This is a genomic window from Latilactobacillus sakei (genome assembly GCA_002953655.1).
In the GTDB taxonomy this organism is placed as follows: Bacteria; Bacillota; Bacilli; order Lactobacillales; family Lactobacillaceae; genus Latilactobacillus; species Latilactobacillus sakei_A.
Map to the genome: position 1 here is coordinate 1,458,384 of CP025839.1, position 15,729 is coordinate 1,474,112.

General features: G+C 42.3%; 19 protein-coding genes. 5 read left to right on the forward strand and 14 right to left on the reverse strand.

Going from position 1 to position 15,729, the window contains the following annotated elements; genetic code table 11:
- The first annotated feature begins 53 nt into the window (after positions 1-53).
- Positions 54-293 (forward strand): steroid-binding protein, encoded by a 240-nt coding sequence (locus tag C0213_07265; protein ID AUX12225.1) that lies wholly within the window; start codon positions 54-56, stop codon positions 291-293.
- 64 nt (positions 294-357) lie between these two features.
- Here C0213_07265 and C0213_07270 read toward each other — a convergent pair whose 3' ends face one another.
- Positions 358-1,371 (reverse strand): putative sulfate exporter family transporter, encoded by a 1,014-nt coding sequence (locus C0213_07270; protein AUX12226.1) that lies wholly within the window; start codon positions 1,369-1,371, stop codon positions 358-360.
- A 109-nt stretch (positions 1,372-1,480) separates the two neighbouring features.
- Here C0213_07270 and C0213_07275 point away from each other — a divergent pair, with 109 nt between their 5' ends.
- Positions 1,481-2,308: a LysR family transcriptional regulator gene (locus tag C0213_07275; protein ID AUX12227.1), complete on the forward strand. Its 828-nt coding sequence runs from the start codon at positions 1,481-1,483 to the stop codon at positions 2,306-2,308.
- A gap of 12 nt (positions 2,309-2,320) precedes the next feature.
- Positions 2,321-3,637: an MATE family efflux transporter gene (locus tag C0213_07280; GenBank protein AUX12228.1), complete on the forward strand. Its 1,317-nt coding sequence runs from the start codon at positions 2,321-2,323 to the stop codon at positions 3,635-3,637.
- 117 nt (positions 3,638-3,754) lie between these two features.
- Here the strand turns inward: C0213_07280 and C0213_07285 are convergent, their stop codons facing one another.
- Both C0213_07285 and C0213_07290 read right to left on the reverse strand, forming a co-directional pair.
- Positions 3,755-4,576 (reverse strand): lipase, encoded by an 822-nt coding sequence (locus C0213_07285; GenBank protein ID AUX12825.1) that lies wholly within the window; start codon positions 4,574-4,576, stop codon positions 3,755-3,757.
- 55 nt (positions 4,577-4,631) lie between these two features.
- Entirely contained in the window at positions 4,632-5,513 is an 882-nt protein-coding gene (locus C0213_07290; GenBank protein AUX12229.1) for an RluA family pseudouridine synthase, read from the reverse strand.
- 149 nt (positions 5,514-5,662) lie between these two features.
- Here C0213_07290 and C0213_07295 point away from each other — a divergent pair, with 149 nt between their 5' ends.
- Positions 5,663-6,214: an NADPH-dependent FMN reductase gene (locus tag C0213_07295; GenBank protein AUX12230.1), complete on the forward strand. Its 552-nt coding sequence runs from the start codon at positions 5,663-5,665 to the stop codon at positions 6,212-6,214.
- A 262-nt stretch (positions 6,215-6,476) separates the two neighbouring features.
- Here the strand turns inward: C0213_07295 and C0213_07300 are convergent, their stop codons facing one another.
- The 7 genes from C0213_07300 to C0213_07330 all read right to left on the reverse strand — a co-directional run bounded on the left by C0213_07300 (position 6,477) and on the right by C0213_07330 (position 12,870).
- Positions 6,477-7,175, reverse strand: a complete 699-nt coding sequence (locus tag C0213_07300) for an NADP oxidoreductase (protein AUX12231.1) — start codon at positions 7,173-7,175, stop codon at positions 6,477-6,479.
- A gap of 59 nt (positions 7,176-7,234) precedes the next feature.
- Positions 7,235-8,578: a type I glutamate--ammonia ligase gene (gene glnA / locus C0213_07305; protein ID AUX12232.1), complete on the reverse strand. Its 1,344-nt coding sequence runs from the start codon at positions 8,576-8,578 to the stop codon at positions 7,235-7,237.
- A gap of 15 nt (positions 8,579-8,593) precedes the next feature.
- On the reverse strand, positions 8,594-8,965 hold the full coding sequence (locus C0213_07310) for a MerR family transcriptional regulator (protein ID AUX12233.1): 372 nt from the start codon (positions 8,963-8,965) through the stop codon (positions 8,594-8,596).
- 128 nt (positions 8,966-9,093) lie between these two features.
- Positions 9,094-9,636 (reverse strand): DNA-3-methyladenine glycosylase I, encoded by a 543-nt coding sequence (locus C0213_07315; GenBank protein AUX12234.1) that lies wholly within the window; start codon positions 9,634-9,636, stop codon positions 9,094-9,096.
- Positions 9,630-10,493, reverse strand: coding sequence for an XRE family transcriptional regulator (locus C0213_07320; GenBank protein ID AUX12235.1), 864 nt, complete (start codon positions 10,491-10,493; stop codon positions 9,630-9,632). The genes C0213_07315 and C0213_07320 overlap by 7 nt, the downstream gene beginning before the upstream one ends.
- 168 nt (positions 10,494-10,661) lie before the next feature.
- The gene (locus tag C0213_07325) at positions 10,662-11,918 is read right to left on the reverse strand and encodes an aluminum resistance protein (protein AUX12236.1); all 1,257 of its coding nucleotides are present in this window, start codon (positions 11,916-11,918) and stop codon (positions 10,662-10,664) included.
- 19 nt (positions 11,919-11,937) lie between these two features.
- Positions 11,938-12,870, reverse strand: a complete 933-nt coding sequence (locus C0213_07330; protein AUX12237.1) for a tRNA (adenosine(37)-N6)-dimethylallyltransferase MiaA — start codon at positions 12,868-12,870, stop codon at positions 11,938-11,940.
- A 98-nt stretch (positions 12,871-12,968) separates the two neighbouring features.
- Here C0213_07330 and C0213_07335 point away from each other — a divergent pair, with 98 nt between their 5' ends.
- Positions 12,969-13,148, forward strand: coding sequence for a DUF3042 domain-containing protein (locus C0213_07335; GenBank protein ID AUX12238.1), 180 nt, complete (start codon positions 12,969-12,971; stop codon positions 13,146-13,148).
- Between the two features lie 244 nt (positions 13,149-13,392).
- Here the strand turns inward: C0213_07335 and C0213_07340 are convergent, their stop codons facing one another.
- The 4 genes from C0213_07340 to C0213_07355 are packed head-to-tail and all read right to left on the reverse strand — an operon-like array spanning position 13,393 to position 15,727.
- Positions 13,393-13,788, reverse strand: a complete 396-nt coding sequence (locus C0213_07340; protein AUX12826.1) for a rhodanese-like domain-containing protein — start codon at positions 13,786-13,788, stop codon at positions 13,393-13,395.
- A gap of 42 nt (positions 13,789-13,830) precedes the next feature.
- Entirely contained in the window at positions 13,831-14,802 is a 972-nt protein-coding gene (locus tag C0213_07345) for a glucokinase (protein ID AUX12239.1), read from the reverse strand.
- A complete protein-coding gene (locus C0213_07350) occupies positions 14,799-15,032 on the reverse strand; it encodes a DUF910 domain-containing protein (GenBank protein AUX12240.1) in 234 nt (77 codons plus the stop codon). Before C0213_07350 ends, C0213_07345 begins: the two co-directional genes overlap by 4 nt.
- Before the next feature lie 32 nt (positions 15,033-15,064).
- Positions 15,065-15,727 carry a rhomboid family intramembrane serine protease gene (locus C0213_07355; GenBank protein ID AUX12241.1) on the reverse strand — a complete coding sequence of 221 codons (663 nt, stop codon included), beginning with the start codon at positions 15,725-15,727 and terminating at the stop codon, positions 15,065-15,067.
- Positions 15,728-15,729 lie beyond the last annotated feature (2 nt).

The following is a 15,729-nucleotide window of genomic DNA, read 5'->3' on the forward strand; positions in this document are numbered from 1 at the left end:
CCAAATCTTCGCGAAAACGTTATAGTTATGCTAATATCGAGGGGGTTTTTATAATGACTGATAAAATTTTTACCAAAGAAACACTTGCACAATATAACGGTCAAGATGGCCAACCAAGTTACGTTGCTGTTGAAGGCATCGTCTATGATTTGTCCGCAATGGGGCCTTGGGAAGGCGGCAAACATTTTAAAGGATTGAGAGCGGGGCAAGACTTAACAGAGGCCTTCGCAAATTCACACCACACACCTAAACGACTTCAAAATCTCCCTCAAATGGGCCGCTACGAAGGTTAATAATAACTTTCATCAAAAAACACCATCAGTTCTGGGTAATTGCGCCCAGATTGATGGTGTTTTTTTAGAATAAGATTGTAATTAACAAAATAGCAGCAACGACTTGGAAAACGACTAAGCCGCCGGCATAAAATAGCAATTGCTTACCTTGATTGAATAGTGTTTTTAAGTTTAAACGTAAGCCGATTGCAGCTAAGGCGGTCATTTCACACCAAGTGCTCAAGAAATGGCAGATTGTCCCGAATTGGCCTGGGAAAAAATGTAGGCTATTGATCACACAAAAGATTAAAAAGCCTAAAACGTACCAAGGGACAAGACTACTTTTCTTCGCCAATAGTTGTTGGCTTAACTTCGTATCAGTTGCTTGGCTTTGCTTTTTCTGATGTAAATAACCAAAACCAGTTACTACAAAGACTAAACAGATAATCCGCAAGATTTTAAATAAGGTTGCTGTAACGACCGTCCCTTGATTAATCATTGTCGCACTGGCGACTACTTGGCCCACAGATTGCACCGTGCCACCAATTAAAATCCCTCGAGCAAGATTATCATGGCCCCATAACAGTGTCCCTAAAACGGGGAGTGCCAACATCAAGATTGTGCCCATTAAGTTGACCATTGTGATGGCGATTCCTGTATCTTCATTATCAGCGTCAATCACCGGCGCAATCGCCCCAATTGCTGAAGAACCACAGACGGCATTGCCACCGGCCATCAATAGGTATGTGCCTTCGTTAAAGCGCAAGCGCCGGCCCAACCAGATGGCAAACCCAATTGTTAAGCTCATCTGCAAGACCGTTAGAACAACCCCTTGCCAGCCAATTTTTTGGATACTTTGAAACGTGATCGTCGCCCCTAATAACATCACCGAATATTCCAAGAGCCGTTTTTCAGAAAATTTTGTCCCTGCAGCTAAAGTCGGTTGCTTTAACCAAGTATTGCCTAAAATAATCCCAATAAATAACGCAATGGTTGCGCCCCCTAACATTGGTAACCATAATTGTGCAATATAGTAGCTTCCAATTGCGATGACCAATGATACAATAAAGCCAGGTAATTTCTTAATCAATGATTGCATTTTTCTCGCTTCCTCTCAAATCAATAAGTTAACTATACCGAATCTCTTTCAATTAATAAAATAAATCTTTATAATAGTTGTTATTAAGAAAATTAATGGAAGTGACCTCATGTTTAAGACGCTCGAAATTTTCAAGACGGTGTATGAAACTAAGAATTTTACAACTGCAGCCCAACTTCTCTTCCTGTCGCAACCAACCGTTTCGGTGCAAATCAAGCAACTTGAAGAGTCACTCGATGTTGTTTTATTTGAACGCAATGGTCGCCAACAAATCGTGCCGACCAAACAGGCGGATTTATTCTATAAACAATGCCAAGAATTGTTAGACTTATGGCACCAAGATCTCCATCAACTGCAACACCAAGAAACGCAGGCCAAGATTCCTTGCCGAATTGCGGCTTCACACACCACGGCAGCCTACTTTTTACCGGCGTTGCTGAGTCGCCACCGTACTGCCTTAGACGCTTTAGAGATTGAAATTTGCACGTTAAATTCCTCGCAGATTATCGAACAGCTATCGCAACACAAATTGGACTTTGGCTTTATCGAAAAACCACTGACAGAAAAAGATATTGTTCGCACCCCGCTACAAACCGATCAACTGGTTCTAGCTGGTCAACCGAGCGAACCATGGCTCTTACGCGAAAATGGTTCTGGCGTCTATCATTACACGATGAATTATTTAAAGGAAAATAATTTAACCCTCGATAACGTCATGACGGTCAAAAGTAATGCCATCATCGTCCAATTATTACGACAAGGTTTAGGGCAATCGCTGATTTCAAGCGCTGCACTACTTGATTATCCAGAGATTCCCTATCGACCGCTTTCCAAACAGTATCAACGCCAATTTTACCTGGTTAACCGCAAAGGGTTACCGCAACCCATCCAAGATTTCGTCGCGACACTAATGGCGACCCCACTACCAATTGAATAGGAGTGTTCCACTTTGACAAATTCACCACATATTAAAAAAGAACTGACTGGTTACATTATCCGTGATGTTTTCAGCTCACTCGGTCTTTCCATCTATATTCTGGCCGATACCTACTTCATCGCTTACGCGGTTGGCCCAATTGGCTTGGCCGCGCTCAATATCGATTTACCGCTTTTTAACCTTTTTAATGGCTTAGGCTTGATGCTCGGTATTGGTGGCGCAACAATTTTCTCGATTAATAAAGTTAACCATCCCGAAAAAAGTCAGGCGATTTTTACCGAAGTACTGTCTTTTGGTATCTTGCTAGGCCTGATTATCATGAGTTTAGGCTTAATCTTTATTCACCCGCTTCTTCATCTACTCGGTGCCAACCACGAAACGCTCGGGCCTAGTCTGGCTTATCTGCGTGTTATTTTAATCGGCAGTCCGCTCTTTATTCTCAATAACTTAGTCCTCAGTTTTGTTCGGAATGATAGTAATCCACATCTAACCATGATTGCGACTCTTTCGCAAAGTTTATTTGTCATTATTTTTGATTACTTATTGATGTTTCCACTACACATGGGCATGGTGGGAGCGGCGCTTGCAACGCTATGTTCGCCATTGGTTAGCCTTTTAATTCTAACGCGACACCGGCACCATCCAGACCGCTTACTCACCCTCAAAAAATTAACGCTCAACTTTAAACCAACCTTTAAAGCCGTCCAACTAGGTTTTCCTTCTTTCTTAACCGAAATGAGTACCGGCGTTAGCATTTTCGTCTTCAACATCGTCATCTTACACTTAGCCGATAACTATGCCGTTGCCGCTTATGGCATTATTGCTAATATTTTACTTGTGGGCTTATCACTATTTAACGGTGTCGCCGTCGGGGTCCAACCAATCGTTAGCCGTGAATTTGGTAAACGAAATTGGCATAACGTTAAAACCAGCTTAAGAATCGGTTTACTATCAGCACTCGGGATTGCAACGGGGCTCTACCTAGTCCTCTTGGGATTTAAAGCACCGATCATTGCGGTTTTCAATCATGATCATAATCAATTGCTCGTCCATTATGCTGCGGCTGGGATTCCGTTGATATTCATCAGCTTTTTCTTCTCAAGTATGAACATTGTCAATAACCTATTTATGACGGCCATTGCCCAACCACGGCTATCATTTTTCGTCGCGATTATGCGCGGTTATGTGCTCTTGATTGGCAGTGTCTTATTATTATCAGCCTTGTTTGGCCTGACAGGTGTCTGGCTCAGTGTACCGCTCACTGAATTAGTGGTCTTAATCGGCGGCTTCTTCATCACCCATAATTTATTGAAGACGCTTGGTGAATAATTAAAAAAGGAAGTATGCCATCAGTCGGAGGAGGCTCCCGAGGATTAAAATTTGGCTATCTAAAAAGGGTCGGGACAAAAGTTATTTTTGTCCCGACCCTTTTTTAATACGTTTCTTTTATTTTAATTTTGCACTAAGTGGTTTCTGCGGATCGACTGGTTGTTGTACGATTAGTTCCTCAATCAAATAAACAATTGTTTCATTTTCTGGTAAGCTCGTATGTTTGGCATCATTACCACTCACAAACATCGACATATAATGGGCGATTTGATTTTGAAAGACTTCCCGCCCAGCTGCGACACTGGCCGCCGGGACAATCCCATCATCTCCACCAGTGGTTGTGCCCCCCACAGAATAAACGACCATTTTTTTGGAAAGCTGTTCTTTTTGAGCTTTTAAATCCGCTAACATCGGGCTTTCATCTTTGATACTAGCATTTAACCCATTGTATGGCGTCCCAATCGTCAATAAGCGGCCTAATTGCGCTTCTTTGGGATAGCGTTCTGCATAGCGTGTTAAGACCAACCCACCATTGGAATAGCCGACCCCGTTGAATTTCTTAAAATGGTATTGCTTAGTTAGCTGTTGCATTGCCTTTTCAAACCATTCGGTCTGTTTAAAGACGTTTTCGTCCCCATCATTATTGTTTTCAAAACTGACCACAATTAAAGGCACCTTATCACGCCAGACAATCTGCCCTTTTGTTTTGATTTGTCCATCCGTCATTACTTCTACTTTAAGAATACTGTGTTGACGATAATGTTGATTAACTGTTTTAAAAAGTTGATCAAATCGATCATTAGTGCCACCACTACCGGGCACAAAAACCACTGGTTGGCGGTCCACTTTTTGCGGGCTAACGAGGCCTTGGACCGCAACCCTAGTGGTCCCAAGCGTCCCAAGCACACCACCGATGATTAAACAAAAAACACAAATCAATACTATTCTTAATTTTCGCATCCTAAAACTTCTTTCTTACAGCTTGTCATTAATTTTAGCTAGGTAAAATAGCTTGAATGTCCGCCGGAATGGGTGCTGTAAACTGTCTCTTCTGTTGACTAAACGGATCATTAAAAGTTAATTGGTACGCATGCAACGCTTGACGGTTAATCCCCCAATCAAGCGGCCCCTCATAAAGCTGATCGCCGACCAACGGATGATTTATATCACTCAAATGAACGCGGATTTGGTGTGTTCGACCGGTATGAATCTGGACTTTTAAGACAGTTAAGCGCTCATCTTGCGCTAGACGCCAATAATCAGTCCAAGCATTTTGCCCATCAGCAATGACCCGCCGACGTGGTTCAACCCCAATCCGGCCAATTGGGGCTTTAATCGTCCCCAACTCAGGGAGTCCCGTCCCGGCAACAACTGCTAGATAAAACTTTTGTAGTTGATGGTGTTCAATCTGCGGTTGAAGTAAACTTTGGGCCACTTGATGTTTAGCCGCTAACACAATCCCACTCGTATCAAAATCAAGCCGGGTAATAATATGGGGCACTAAATCAGTCGCCCCATTTTGCTGCCAGTAGCCTTTAATCCGGTTCAATAGTGTATCTGTCGCATTAGTCGGTCCGGGAATTGTTGCTAGTCCGGCCGGTTTATTCACAACTAGCCAGTAGTCATCTTCATAGAGCACATCAATCGGTTCTTGGCTCACTGCCACCATTTCATCCGCTGGTTCAGCCGGTAATGTCAGACACACCTGATCACCTTTTTGAACTTGATCAGCCGGGCTACTTAATTGATGATTCAACCGAATCGGTAAGTCCTGTGCCTTAATTTTAGCGTATAGGCGCTGACTGATGCCATTTTTTAGAAGGAACTGTTTAATCGTTTGTGATTGTTGCGTGGCAACTTGCCATTTAATTTCCATCACTTATTAACCTGCTTTCAAAAACTCTTACACTTATTATACGTGTACTACCTATTTAAATTCAATCCGCTAACCCTTTTAGTTGCAAAAGCATGACACAGTTCGCTATGCTAAAAGAGTAGTTAACTTAATTATTGGAGGTTACACCTATGACAAAAAATGTAGCAGTTTTAATTGGTAGTTTACGTCAGAATTCATTTAGTAAGGCGATCGCCAAACAATTGATGCCATTATTTCCAGAAGACATGCATTTAGAGATAATCGAAATCGGTGATCTGCCCCTTTATAATCAGGACTACGATGATTTTGATCAAGCCCCTGAAGTCTACACAACTTTCAGAAATAAAATGCAACAAATGGATGCCGTATTATTCGTGACACCTGAATATAACCGCTCGGTACCAGCCGTCTTAAAAAATGCTTTAGACGTTGGTTCACGACCTTATGGTGCCAGTGTCTGGGATAACAAACCTGCCGCAATCGTCAGTGTGTCACCAGGGGCCATCAGTGGTTTTGGCGCTAACCATCACTTGCGGCAATCACTCGTTTTCTTAAATATGCCAACCGTTCAACAACCCGAAGCTTACATCGGTAACGTGATGAACCTATTAGATGAAAATGGTCAAGTCGCTAATCCAGATACAATCGCCTTCTTCCAGGTGATTGTTGACGCATTTGTGACATTGATTAAGCGTTACTAAGCAATCTATTTTATTAAACAATCAAAATACCGCCCACTAAAGTTCATTTCAACTTTAATGGGCGGTATTTTACTTGACGCCGTATCCTACCACTTAGTCGCATTCCAAATACGACCGTCTAATTCACCCTGACGTTGTTCAATTCGGGTTGCTAATGCCTGATTAAGTTCTAAAAGCGCTTCATAGAAGGCTTGATCTTCATACGTGGTTGCTTGTTGTTTAAGCATTTGAATCTGTTGATTTAACCATTCTTCGTTGGTCATTAACCTTCGCCTTCTTCCTGGCGAATCAGTTGCACTTGCCAACCTAGATCGGTTAACAATTCACCCTGTTCTGTCAACTGATCAGCTAATAACGCAAGCTGTTGCTGCTGATCTGAATCAGTCGCAGCCGATTGGCGTTGTCGCAACTGCTGTTCAAACCACGCCACCTTTTGTTCAAAGTTAAAAGTCGTTTGCGTTAAATATCGCTGGTAATCAACTAATAATAATTGGCGGGCTGTTTCGGTTAAATAACTAAATTGATGAATCGCAAATGGTGGTAAGTAGGTCATCCCTAATTTCCGTGCAACTAATTCATATGGTCGCAGAATTTCGGAAAGCGTTGCTTGTTCGCTGCCACCAGCTTGAAAATGTTTCCCAGCAATCCCCGTTGAGACCACAATCCCCAACGATTTTCCCTGTAGCGGCATCCGCCCACTAAACGCAAATTCACCCGTTAAAACCGTATCTAACCACGTTTTAAGACTGGCCGGCGCAGCATACCAATAGAGCGGAAATTGGAAAATGATCCGCTCATGGTTGCGCAATAAGGCTTGTTCTGCGGCGACATCTAGCTGTTGAATGGTTGCTAAATCGTGCCAAGTTACTTCATCTTGGAACGGCTGCGCACTTGCCTTCAGAAAATTTTGAACAAGCGAGTTAGCCATTTCAGGGTGACTGACAATCACTAATGTTTTCATACACTGCCAACTTTCTCTTTCTAAAAGTTCATTGTACAAAAATTAGCTTTAAATTGCGACTAATAGAGTTCCAAATATTGCTCGCGTTCCCATTCAGAAACTTGTTGACGATAGGCGGCCCATTCCAATGACTTAGAATCCATGAAACTTTGATAGAGATAAGTGCCCATTGAATCTTTAATAATATCATCTTTAGCTAGTTCTTTAAGGGCATTGTGCAAGGTTGACGGTAAATCAGTAATATGATTTTCCTTCCGTTCCGTTTCATCCATGCTGTAGATGTTACGATCAACACCTGCTTCTGGGGAAAGGCCTTGTTCTAACCCGGATAAACCAGCTGCTAAGATTGAACTAATTGCAAGATAGGGGTTCGCACTAGGATCAACACTCCGCAATTCAAGACGCGTTGATAAACCACGTGATTGTGGGACTCGGATTAATGGCGAACGGTTATGACCTGACCAAGCCACATAAACGGGTGCTTCAAAGCCAGGTACCAAACGTTTGTACGAATTAACAGTTGGGTTATTGATGGCCGTAATCGCACGCGCATGGCGTAATAAACCAGCTAAGAAGTGATAGGCTGTTTCTGATAATTGTTCTTTGCCATTTTCATCGAAGAAGGCGTTTGTCCCATCTTGGTTGAATAATGACATGTTGATGTGCATCCCTGAGCCATTGACACCGTGTAATGGTTTAGGCATGAAGGTTGCATGAAGCCCATGTTTACGGGCAATTGTTTTAACGACTAATTTGAAGGTTTGAATATTATCGGCTGCATCGACTGCGTCGGCATACTTGAAATCAATTTCATGTTGGCCCGGTGCGACTTCATGATGACTAGCTTCCACTTCAAAGCCCATTTTTTCAAGTTCCAAAACGATATCCCGGCGACAGTTTTCACCTAAATCAACAGGGGCAAAATCAAAATAGCCACCTTGATCGTTTAATTTTAAAGTTGGTTTGCCAATTTCATCTAATTTAAAGAGGAAAAATTCTGGTTCAGGCCCGATGTTGAAATCTTTAAAGCCTTTATCTTGCATTTCGCGAACCATTTTTTTCAAGTTATTGCGCGGATCACCTAAGAATGGTTCGCCATCAGCAGTGTAAACGGAGCAAATTAAGCGAGCTACTTTACCATGTTCAGCTTCCCATGGGAAAATCAACCAAGTACTTAAATCAGGACGCAAATACATATCACTTTCTTCAATCCGGACAAAACCGTCGATTGAAGAACCATCAAACATCATTTTGTTACTTAAAACTTTGTCTAATTGACTGATTGGGACTTCCACGTTCTTAATAATCCCATTAATATCCGTAAACATTAATCTTAAGAACTTAACGTTTTCTTGATCCACTAATTGCTTGATTGCTTCTGCTGTCAACATTTTTCGTGCCATTAATCTAGTCGCCCCTTAATATAATTTAGATGATTGTGAAATAGATGGTCGTTGTCCTACTAATCCGCCAACCGAAAGCATCTCTTCGGCTAATAATTGACGGGCCTTGGTATCGGTCAGATGCCGCTGCTTTATTTTTTGTGCTTGCTTGCGGTAAATCTGGCGAATTTGAACCATCGTGGCACCTTCTGCTAAATAATCCTTAATCTCTAATAAGCGATCAACATCATTCAACGAAAATAACCGTTGGTGACCCGGTGTGCGTTCAGGCAAAACAAGTTCTTGACTCTCATAGTAACGGATTTGACGTGCCGTTTGGCCGGTTAATTTCATCACCGTTCCAATCGGTAAAACCGCTAAATTTCGTCTTAATTGCTTTTCAGCCATCTATTTCACCTCACTTGCGTTTTATCTTACCAGTCGACTTCTTACCGGTCAATATTTCGTGTTAGGTTTTCTAACATGACTATTAAAAAAGCGCCTAAACTAAAATTAATTCGGCTTAGGCGCTACCATTATTCATCAATCATTTGAATCAAACCGCCCGCTAACATAAATAAATGTGTAACGACGGGGCCCACAAATTTAAAGCCCCATTTTTTTAAGTCTTTGGCGAGTCGCGCACCAATCGGGGACGATTTATCGGAGACGCCAGCCATTTGCGCATCAAGCAATTGCGGTTGATTATCAACAAACGCCCATAAATACGCTGAAAAGCTACCGAACTCGGCCTGCACTTTTTGAATCGCTCGCGCATTTTGGATGGTGGCACGAATCTTGCGTGGATTACGAATCATTTCCGGTGCTTGTTCGAGTCGTTCAATAGCCATCTCATCAAACTGGGCGACCCGCTCAATCACCATCCCCGCCATTTGTTGTCGTAGAATTGGGATTTTACTAGCGGCTACTTTCCAACTTAAACCCACTTGGAAAACACCAACCGTTAAGAGTTCAAACCAGATTTGATCATCATCAGTCGGCGTTCCAAAATAACGATGATAAGCCTGAACGCCATCGGTCGCCATTTTAAAATTATTTTTCGCTGTCTCATCTACCATCGATAAACCGCCTGTCCTAGACTTGCTGTTGGAAAACCCACTTTCTTCGCTAATTCACTGTAATGTGCTTCTAAATAATCGTAACACGCTGGTGTGTCATGGGCCATGAAAAACGGTAGTAACCCCATCTGATCATCAAATTGAATGTGCTCTTCTTGGGCATAGGCCTTCAAGACTTTCGCTAACTGATAAAAGTCTTGATTGGCGATATAATACGGCGTTACGGCTTGTTTGGTATCAATAGTGACAATCGCGCGATAAGCGTGACCGATTCCAGGTAGCCCCCCTATCCCCGCTGCTGGTCCAGCAGTTTGTAAAACTGCATAATGAACAGCTCGAATTGCCGTTGTTGCCATTTTTTTAACCATCTTCGCGGGCATCACTTTCAAATAATCCGTCTGTTTTACACTGATTTGGTGTGGTGCTAACGTTATTAAATAAGGCGTCCGTGTTTGTCGCCAATGCGCCGGCATTATTTGTCCACCACTGATAACAGCGACATTCGTCACCGTTTCACTAAACTGTTGCCTTAAGTCAACGTAGTACCGCTCTGGTTTTTGAATAAGGCGCCCCAAATCGGACAACGGCACCATCTCTGCTGTTTCAGATAAATGCCAATGCTGTCGCAAGCGCGTTAATAGCGAACCTGGTTTAGTCACTGTTTCAACATCTAGCAGTTCGTTCAAGCTCACGTTATAAAGTTGTGCAAGTCCAACTAATAAGTTCAAATCCGGCACACTTTTATCAGTTTCCCACTTAGAAATGACTTGGCGTGAAACATTCAGCTTATCCGCCAGTATCTGTTGTGAGTATCCTGCACCTAATCGAAATTGTTTTAAACGCTGACCAATTAACATCTAACCACCTCCAAGCCTTACCGTAGCGAAAATCACTTCTTTTCACCAGCAACAATCCAAAGCAATGGTTAAATCAGGCCGCTACGATTCGTTGCACCCTTATCATACCACGCTTTAGATACAAAAAAAGCGGTCCATCAAAGGTTAATTTGATGGACCGCTACCTGTTTATTTTTCAAAAAATGTGGTTTGCACAGCCCGGCTAATAGCGAGTTTAACATGCGCGTAAGTTAAGCCACCTTGTAAATAAAGCGTGTAAGGTGCCCGCAGTGGCCCATCTGCTGAAAATTCGATGCTGGCGCCTTGAATAAAGGTGCCGGCTGCCATCACGATTTGATCTTCGTACCCGGCAAAGTCACTTGGAATCGGCGTAACGAAAGAGTCGATTGGTGATTGGGCTTGTACACAACCCGCAAACTTAACCATGTCATCCGGATTACCAAAGTTAACTGTTTGGATTAAATCGGTTCTAGGGGCATCCCATTTTGGTGAAACGTTTAAGCCCATTTGTTCCAAAAGCGCTGCTTCAAAAACAGCACCCTTGATGGCATTTCCTGTGACACTTGGGGCTAGGAAAAAGCCTTCAAACATCAATTGCAAGTTACCTTGTGTGGCCCCTTCGCTAGCACCAACACCTGGCACTGTTAAGCGATAACCAATCATTTCAATCAAGCGTTCTGGCCCAACAATGTAACCACCCGTTTGGGCAATCCCACCACCAGCGTTTTTAATTAATGAGCCGGCCATGACATCCGCGCCGACTTCCGTTGGTTCGATTGTTTCTGAGAATTCACCGTAAGCATTATCAACAAAGACGATCAATTCGGGATTAATTCCTTTGATAAAGCGCACCATCTCTTCAATTTTAGCAACCGTAAAACTATCACGATCGGCATAACCACGTGAACGTTGAATCGCAACGACTTTTGTTTTAGCTGTAATTTTCGTCTTAGCCGTTTCAAAATCGACCGAGCCATCTGCCAATAGCGGCACATAATCGAAGCCAATTTGATATTCCTTCATCGAACCAATCCCGTTACCGGCCATCCCAACAACTTCTTGGAGCGTATCATAAGGTTCTCCGGTCAAATAGAGTAAATCATCACCAGGGCGTAACATACCTAATAAGGCCGTTCCAATCGCATGTGTGCCGGAAACTAGTTGTGGTCGAACGAGGGCGTCTTCCGTCTTAAAAAAGCGACTGTAGACCGCTTCTAACTTATCGCGCCCTTGATCATCATTCCCATAACCAGTTGTCCCGTTTAAATGTGATTCTGAAATATTTTCTTCTTGAAAGGCTTGGAGCACCTTTGCTTGATTATTAATAATTTGTTCGTCTAACGCTTGGAGCCGTGGCGCAATTTGGGCGTCAACAGCTGCAATTTTGGTCCGTAATTCTGGTGCTAATGAAGCTTGCCAATCCATATTATTCACTCCGTTTCCACTATTTCTGTAACCAGGCTTGGATATCCGCTTGAATGCGCGCTAAATCCGTTTCTTGATGCTCAACTAAATTATACCAGTTAACTGGAATTTGGTTTCTAAACCACGTTAATTGCCGTTTGGCATAATGACGCGAGTTTTGTTTCACTTGATCAATTGCTGCTACTAGTGAACACTCACCGTCAAAATATGGAAAGAATTCTTTATAACCGATGCCACGAACTGCTTGCGGACTGGTTGCACGGCGGTCATAAGCCCATCTTGCTTCTTCAATTAACCCGGCGTCCATCATTTGATCAACGCGCTGGTTAATCCGCTCATACAAGACCGGACGGTCGCAATTTAAACCAATGATAAAAGTATCATAACGCAATTCCTTGGGTTTTTGCTGCGAAAATAAAATGCCTGTTGTTTCATAGACTTCTAACGCTCGAATTACGCGGCGCGTATTGGCCGCTGGGATTTTGGCTGCAGCATCCGGATCAATCGTAGCCAGCGCTTGCCATAAATCAGCTTCTGAATGTTGTTCTAAGTATGCTTGCCACTTATTACGAATACTGAAATCCTGTTCAGCATCCGTTGCACTTCCCAGCGTCATATCAAACAATAAGGCTTGTAAATAAAGACCGGTCCCACCCACGATCAATGGTAAATGTCGGCGGTCAGTAATTTCCGTAATCAATTGTTGGCCTTGTTGTTGAAAATCAAAAGCCGTGAAACGTTCATCAATATCAGCGACATCAATTAAATGATGTGGCGCGATGGCTTGTTCTGCCGGCGTTACTTTGGCTGTACCGATATCAAGATGACGGTAAACTTGCATCGCGTCACCTGAAATAATTTCACCATTTAACTGTTGTGCCACTTGTAGGCTAAGTGCCGTCTTACCAACACCCGTGGGCCCTACAATGACTATTATCTTTTCTTTTTTCATTATTTCACCACACTAATTAACGTATTTTACTAGCTATTCGCGCTTAAATACGCGATAATAAACATATAGTTTGAATGAATGATTGAGGAGGTTTTACGATGAAACATAAATTTTTTAAAGGTTTCGTAATCGGGACTGTTTCTACTGTTGGTGCGATTGCCGGTTCACTCTTTGCATTTAAGAAAACCGTGTTAGATCCTATCGAAGAAGAAGAAAATAAAATCGAAGAAAATCGTCGTCGCGCTAACCGTAAGAGCCATTCAGCTCACCAAGGCTAAGCGATTAAAGATGACCACCAGACGTCCACCTACTTTTGTAGGTGGACGTCTTTTTTTGTGCTAAAACGTGCTTTTATCGCTAGCTTTCTGCGCCTAACTACGTGTGCCAAACTAGCGATTACATCGCTAATTCGTCACCCTAGGTTAATGCTCAAAAGCTGACCAAGCGATAAAAGCACTCTTTTTCATATAAAAACCCAAAAGTCTGCGTTCTTCACTGGCGACTTTTGGGTCTTTTTTTAATCTACTTTTTACGTTTTGTTTTTCCTGTCCAGTTATTAAAACCTTTTTGGAGCCATTTAACGTTCGTAAAACCTGCTTTGCGAAGTTTTAATGCTGCCCGAACGCTTAATGTAATGCCTGTATCATAGAGATAGACCGGCAAATCCATTCGTAATTCACCCATATTTTGTTTCAACATAGGGTAAGGAATGCTCCGTGCGCCTAAGATATGGCCAGCGTCGAAATCCTTACGTTCACGCAAATCAACAATTTGGGCTTTACGCATGTTTTCTTCAAAGGCCTTTTCAGTCAATTCGCCGCCTAGGCGCTTACGTTGGATTTTATAATAAACCCATACGCCAATTATCCATAGCAAAATAGCGATCAAGATAATATTAACAACAAACATTGGATTAATTGTCCCGATTACAAACATCTACAAAACTTCCTTTTTAACAGATTATTGTTGGTTAAATTGTAAAGCCAATGAAGCCGCACCGATAACACCGGCAACGTTCCCCAAGTTAGCTAAACGTACTTTAGTTGTTTGCTTAACATTTGGGAAGGTAAATTCTTCAAAATAAGCTTCAACTTGTTTACGTAAGAATTCACCAGCAGCAGAAACACCGCCACCAATAACGATGTAGGCTGGATTCAACATGTTACCAACGTTAGCTAAAGCTAAACCAAGGTAATATGATACACGGTCAACGACTTTGACAGCCAATGGATCTGATTCTTTAGCTAAGTCGAAAACAAGTTTTGAACTGATTTCTTCACCATCATCTAACATTGTCTTCAATTGTGAATTACCGGCATATTCTTCAGCCATGTCACGCGCAACACGGACAACACCTGTTGCTGAAGCATAAGTTTCTAAACAGCCTTTTTTACCACAAGTACATTCGTAGCCACGTGGTTCAACCGTTACGTGACCTAATTCACCAGCAGAACCAGCAACCCCGTGTAATAAATGACCATCAGCAACGATCCCGCCACCGACACCAGTACCAAGTGTTACGAAAGCAACGTCAGGTTGGTTTTCACCAGCACCCTTCCAGCGTTCGCCTAAAGCGGCTACGTTGGCATCATTATCAACTGCTAGTTTCATGTGGGTGCCAGCTTCAATATCACGACGTAAGTATTGTGTCACTTTCCAGTTTAGATTGAAGGCGCCAATCACAGTACCTTCTTCACTGTTAACACTACCAGGTGTTCCCATCCCGATTCCGATGAAATCTTCGGGTGTCATGTTGTATAAATCTAAATGATGATTAATCGATTCAACGATATCGGGCACAATGTGGCTACCTTCATCCAAAATATCTGTATCGATACTCCAACGTTGTTGAATGTCGCCATCCACTGTCATAATTGCAAATTTAGCCGTTGTACCACCTAAGTCAACGCCGATTAACTTCTTGTCTGTCATTTAAACTTTTCCTCCAATAATTCATGATTGAATGTTTGTTTTTCTTCCAACCGATGTTCATGTACTAGCACCATCTTAGCATCGCGATACACTTTGCCATCGATTAAATCAGCATCGTAGACATGACGTAACTCGATACTCGTTAGTTCAATATCCCAAAGTCGCTTACCAACATGGACATAAACACCAAATTGTTTTAAAAGTTGTTGCACATCATAAAGTGTTCTCATCAACTTCACCTATCATATTATACCTAAATTTATTAACGATTAATACCCAAGTAGACAAATAAAATAAGGGTAATGACGTAAACTAACCCACTAACCACACGGTTTAGCGGGTTAATTTTTCCGATACGTGGTGCGCCAAGTGCCATACTACTTAAAAAGCCACCTAAAATACCGCCAACCATCCCATACATTGCATTGCGATTAACGACAAATTGTAATCCGGCTGTCAAAAATAGGAATAACCAATATTGGCGCGCAATTTGACCAAAAACGGGATTATCTTTGAACGCATCACCCAGCATTAAAAAACCACCAAAAATTCCTAGAACGGCTAAACCCGCTGTAATCGTTTGCGAACCGGTTCCTAGGAAAAGGCCTTTTGTGATCAAACTTGCTAAACTACTGAGCACATAGATTGCCAATAAGCGCCAATGACCAATTAAAGATTCTAATTGGCTGCCGACAAAATATAAAATAACACAATCCATTAAGAGGCTCAAAAAACTAATATGGTTAATGGAAGCCATTAAAAATGGGACCACCCCACCTGCTAATAAGCCTTGTACTGAAGTAATCCCTTGCGCCCAAAGCATTGGTGCAACGAACATTAACCCAAAATAAAGGACATTCATGATAATCAAAGCATAGGCGACAAATGGTATTGCCCGCCAATCTTTGTTGTGATTTACTTTCATCT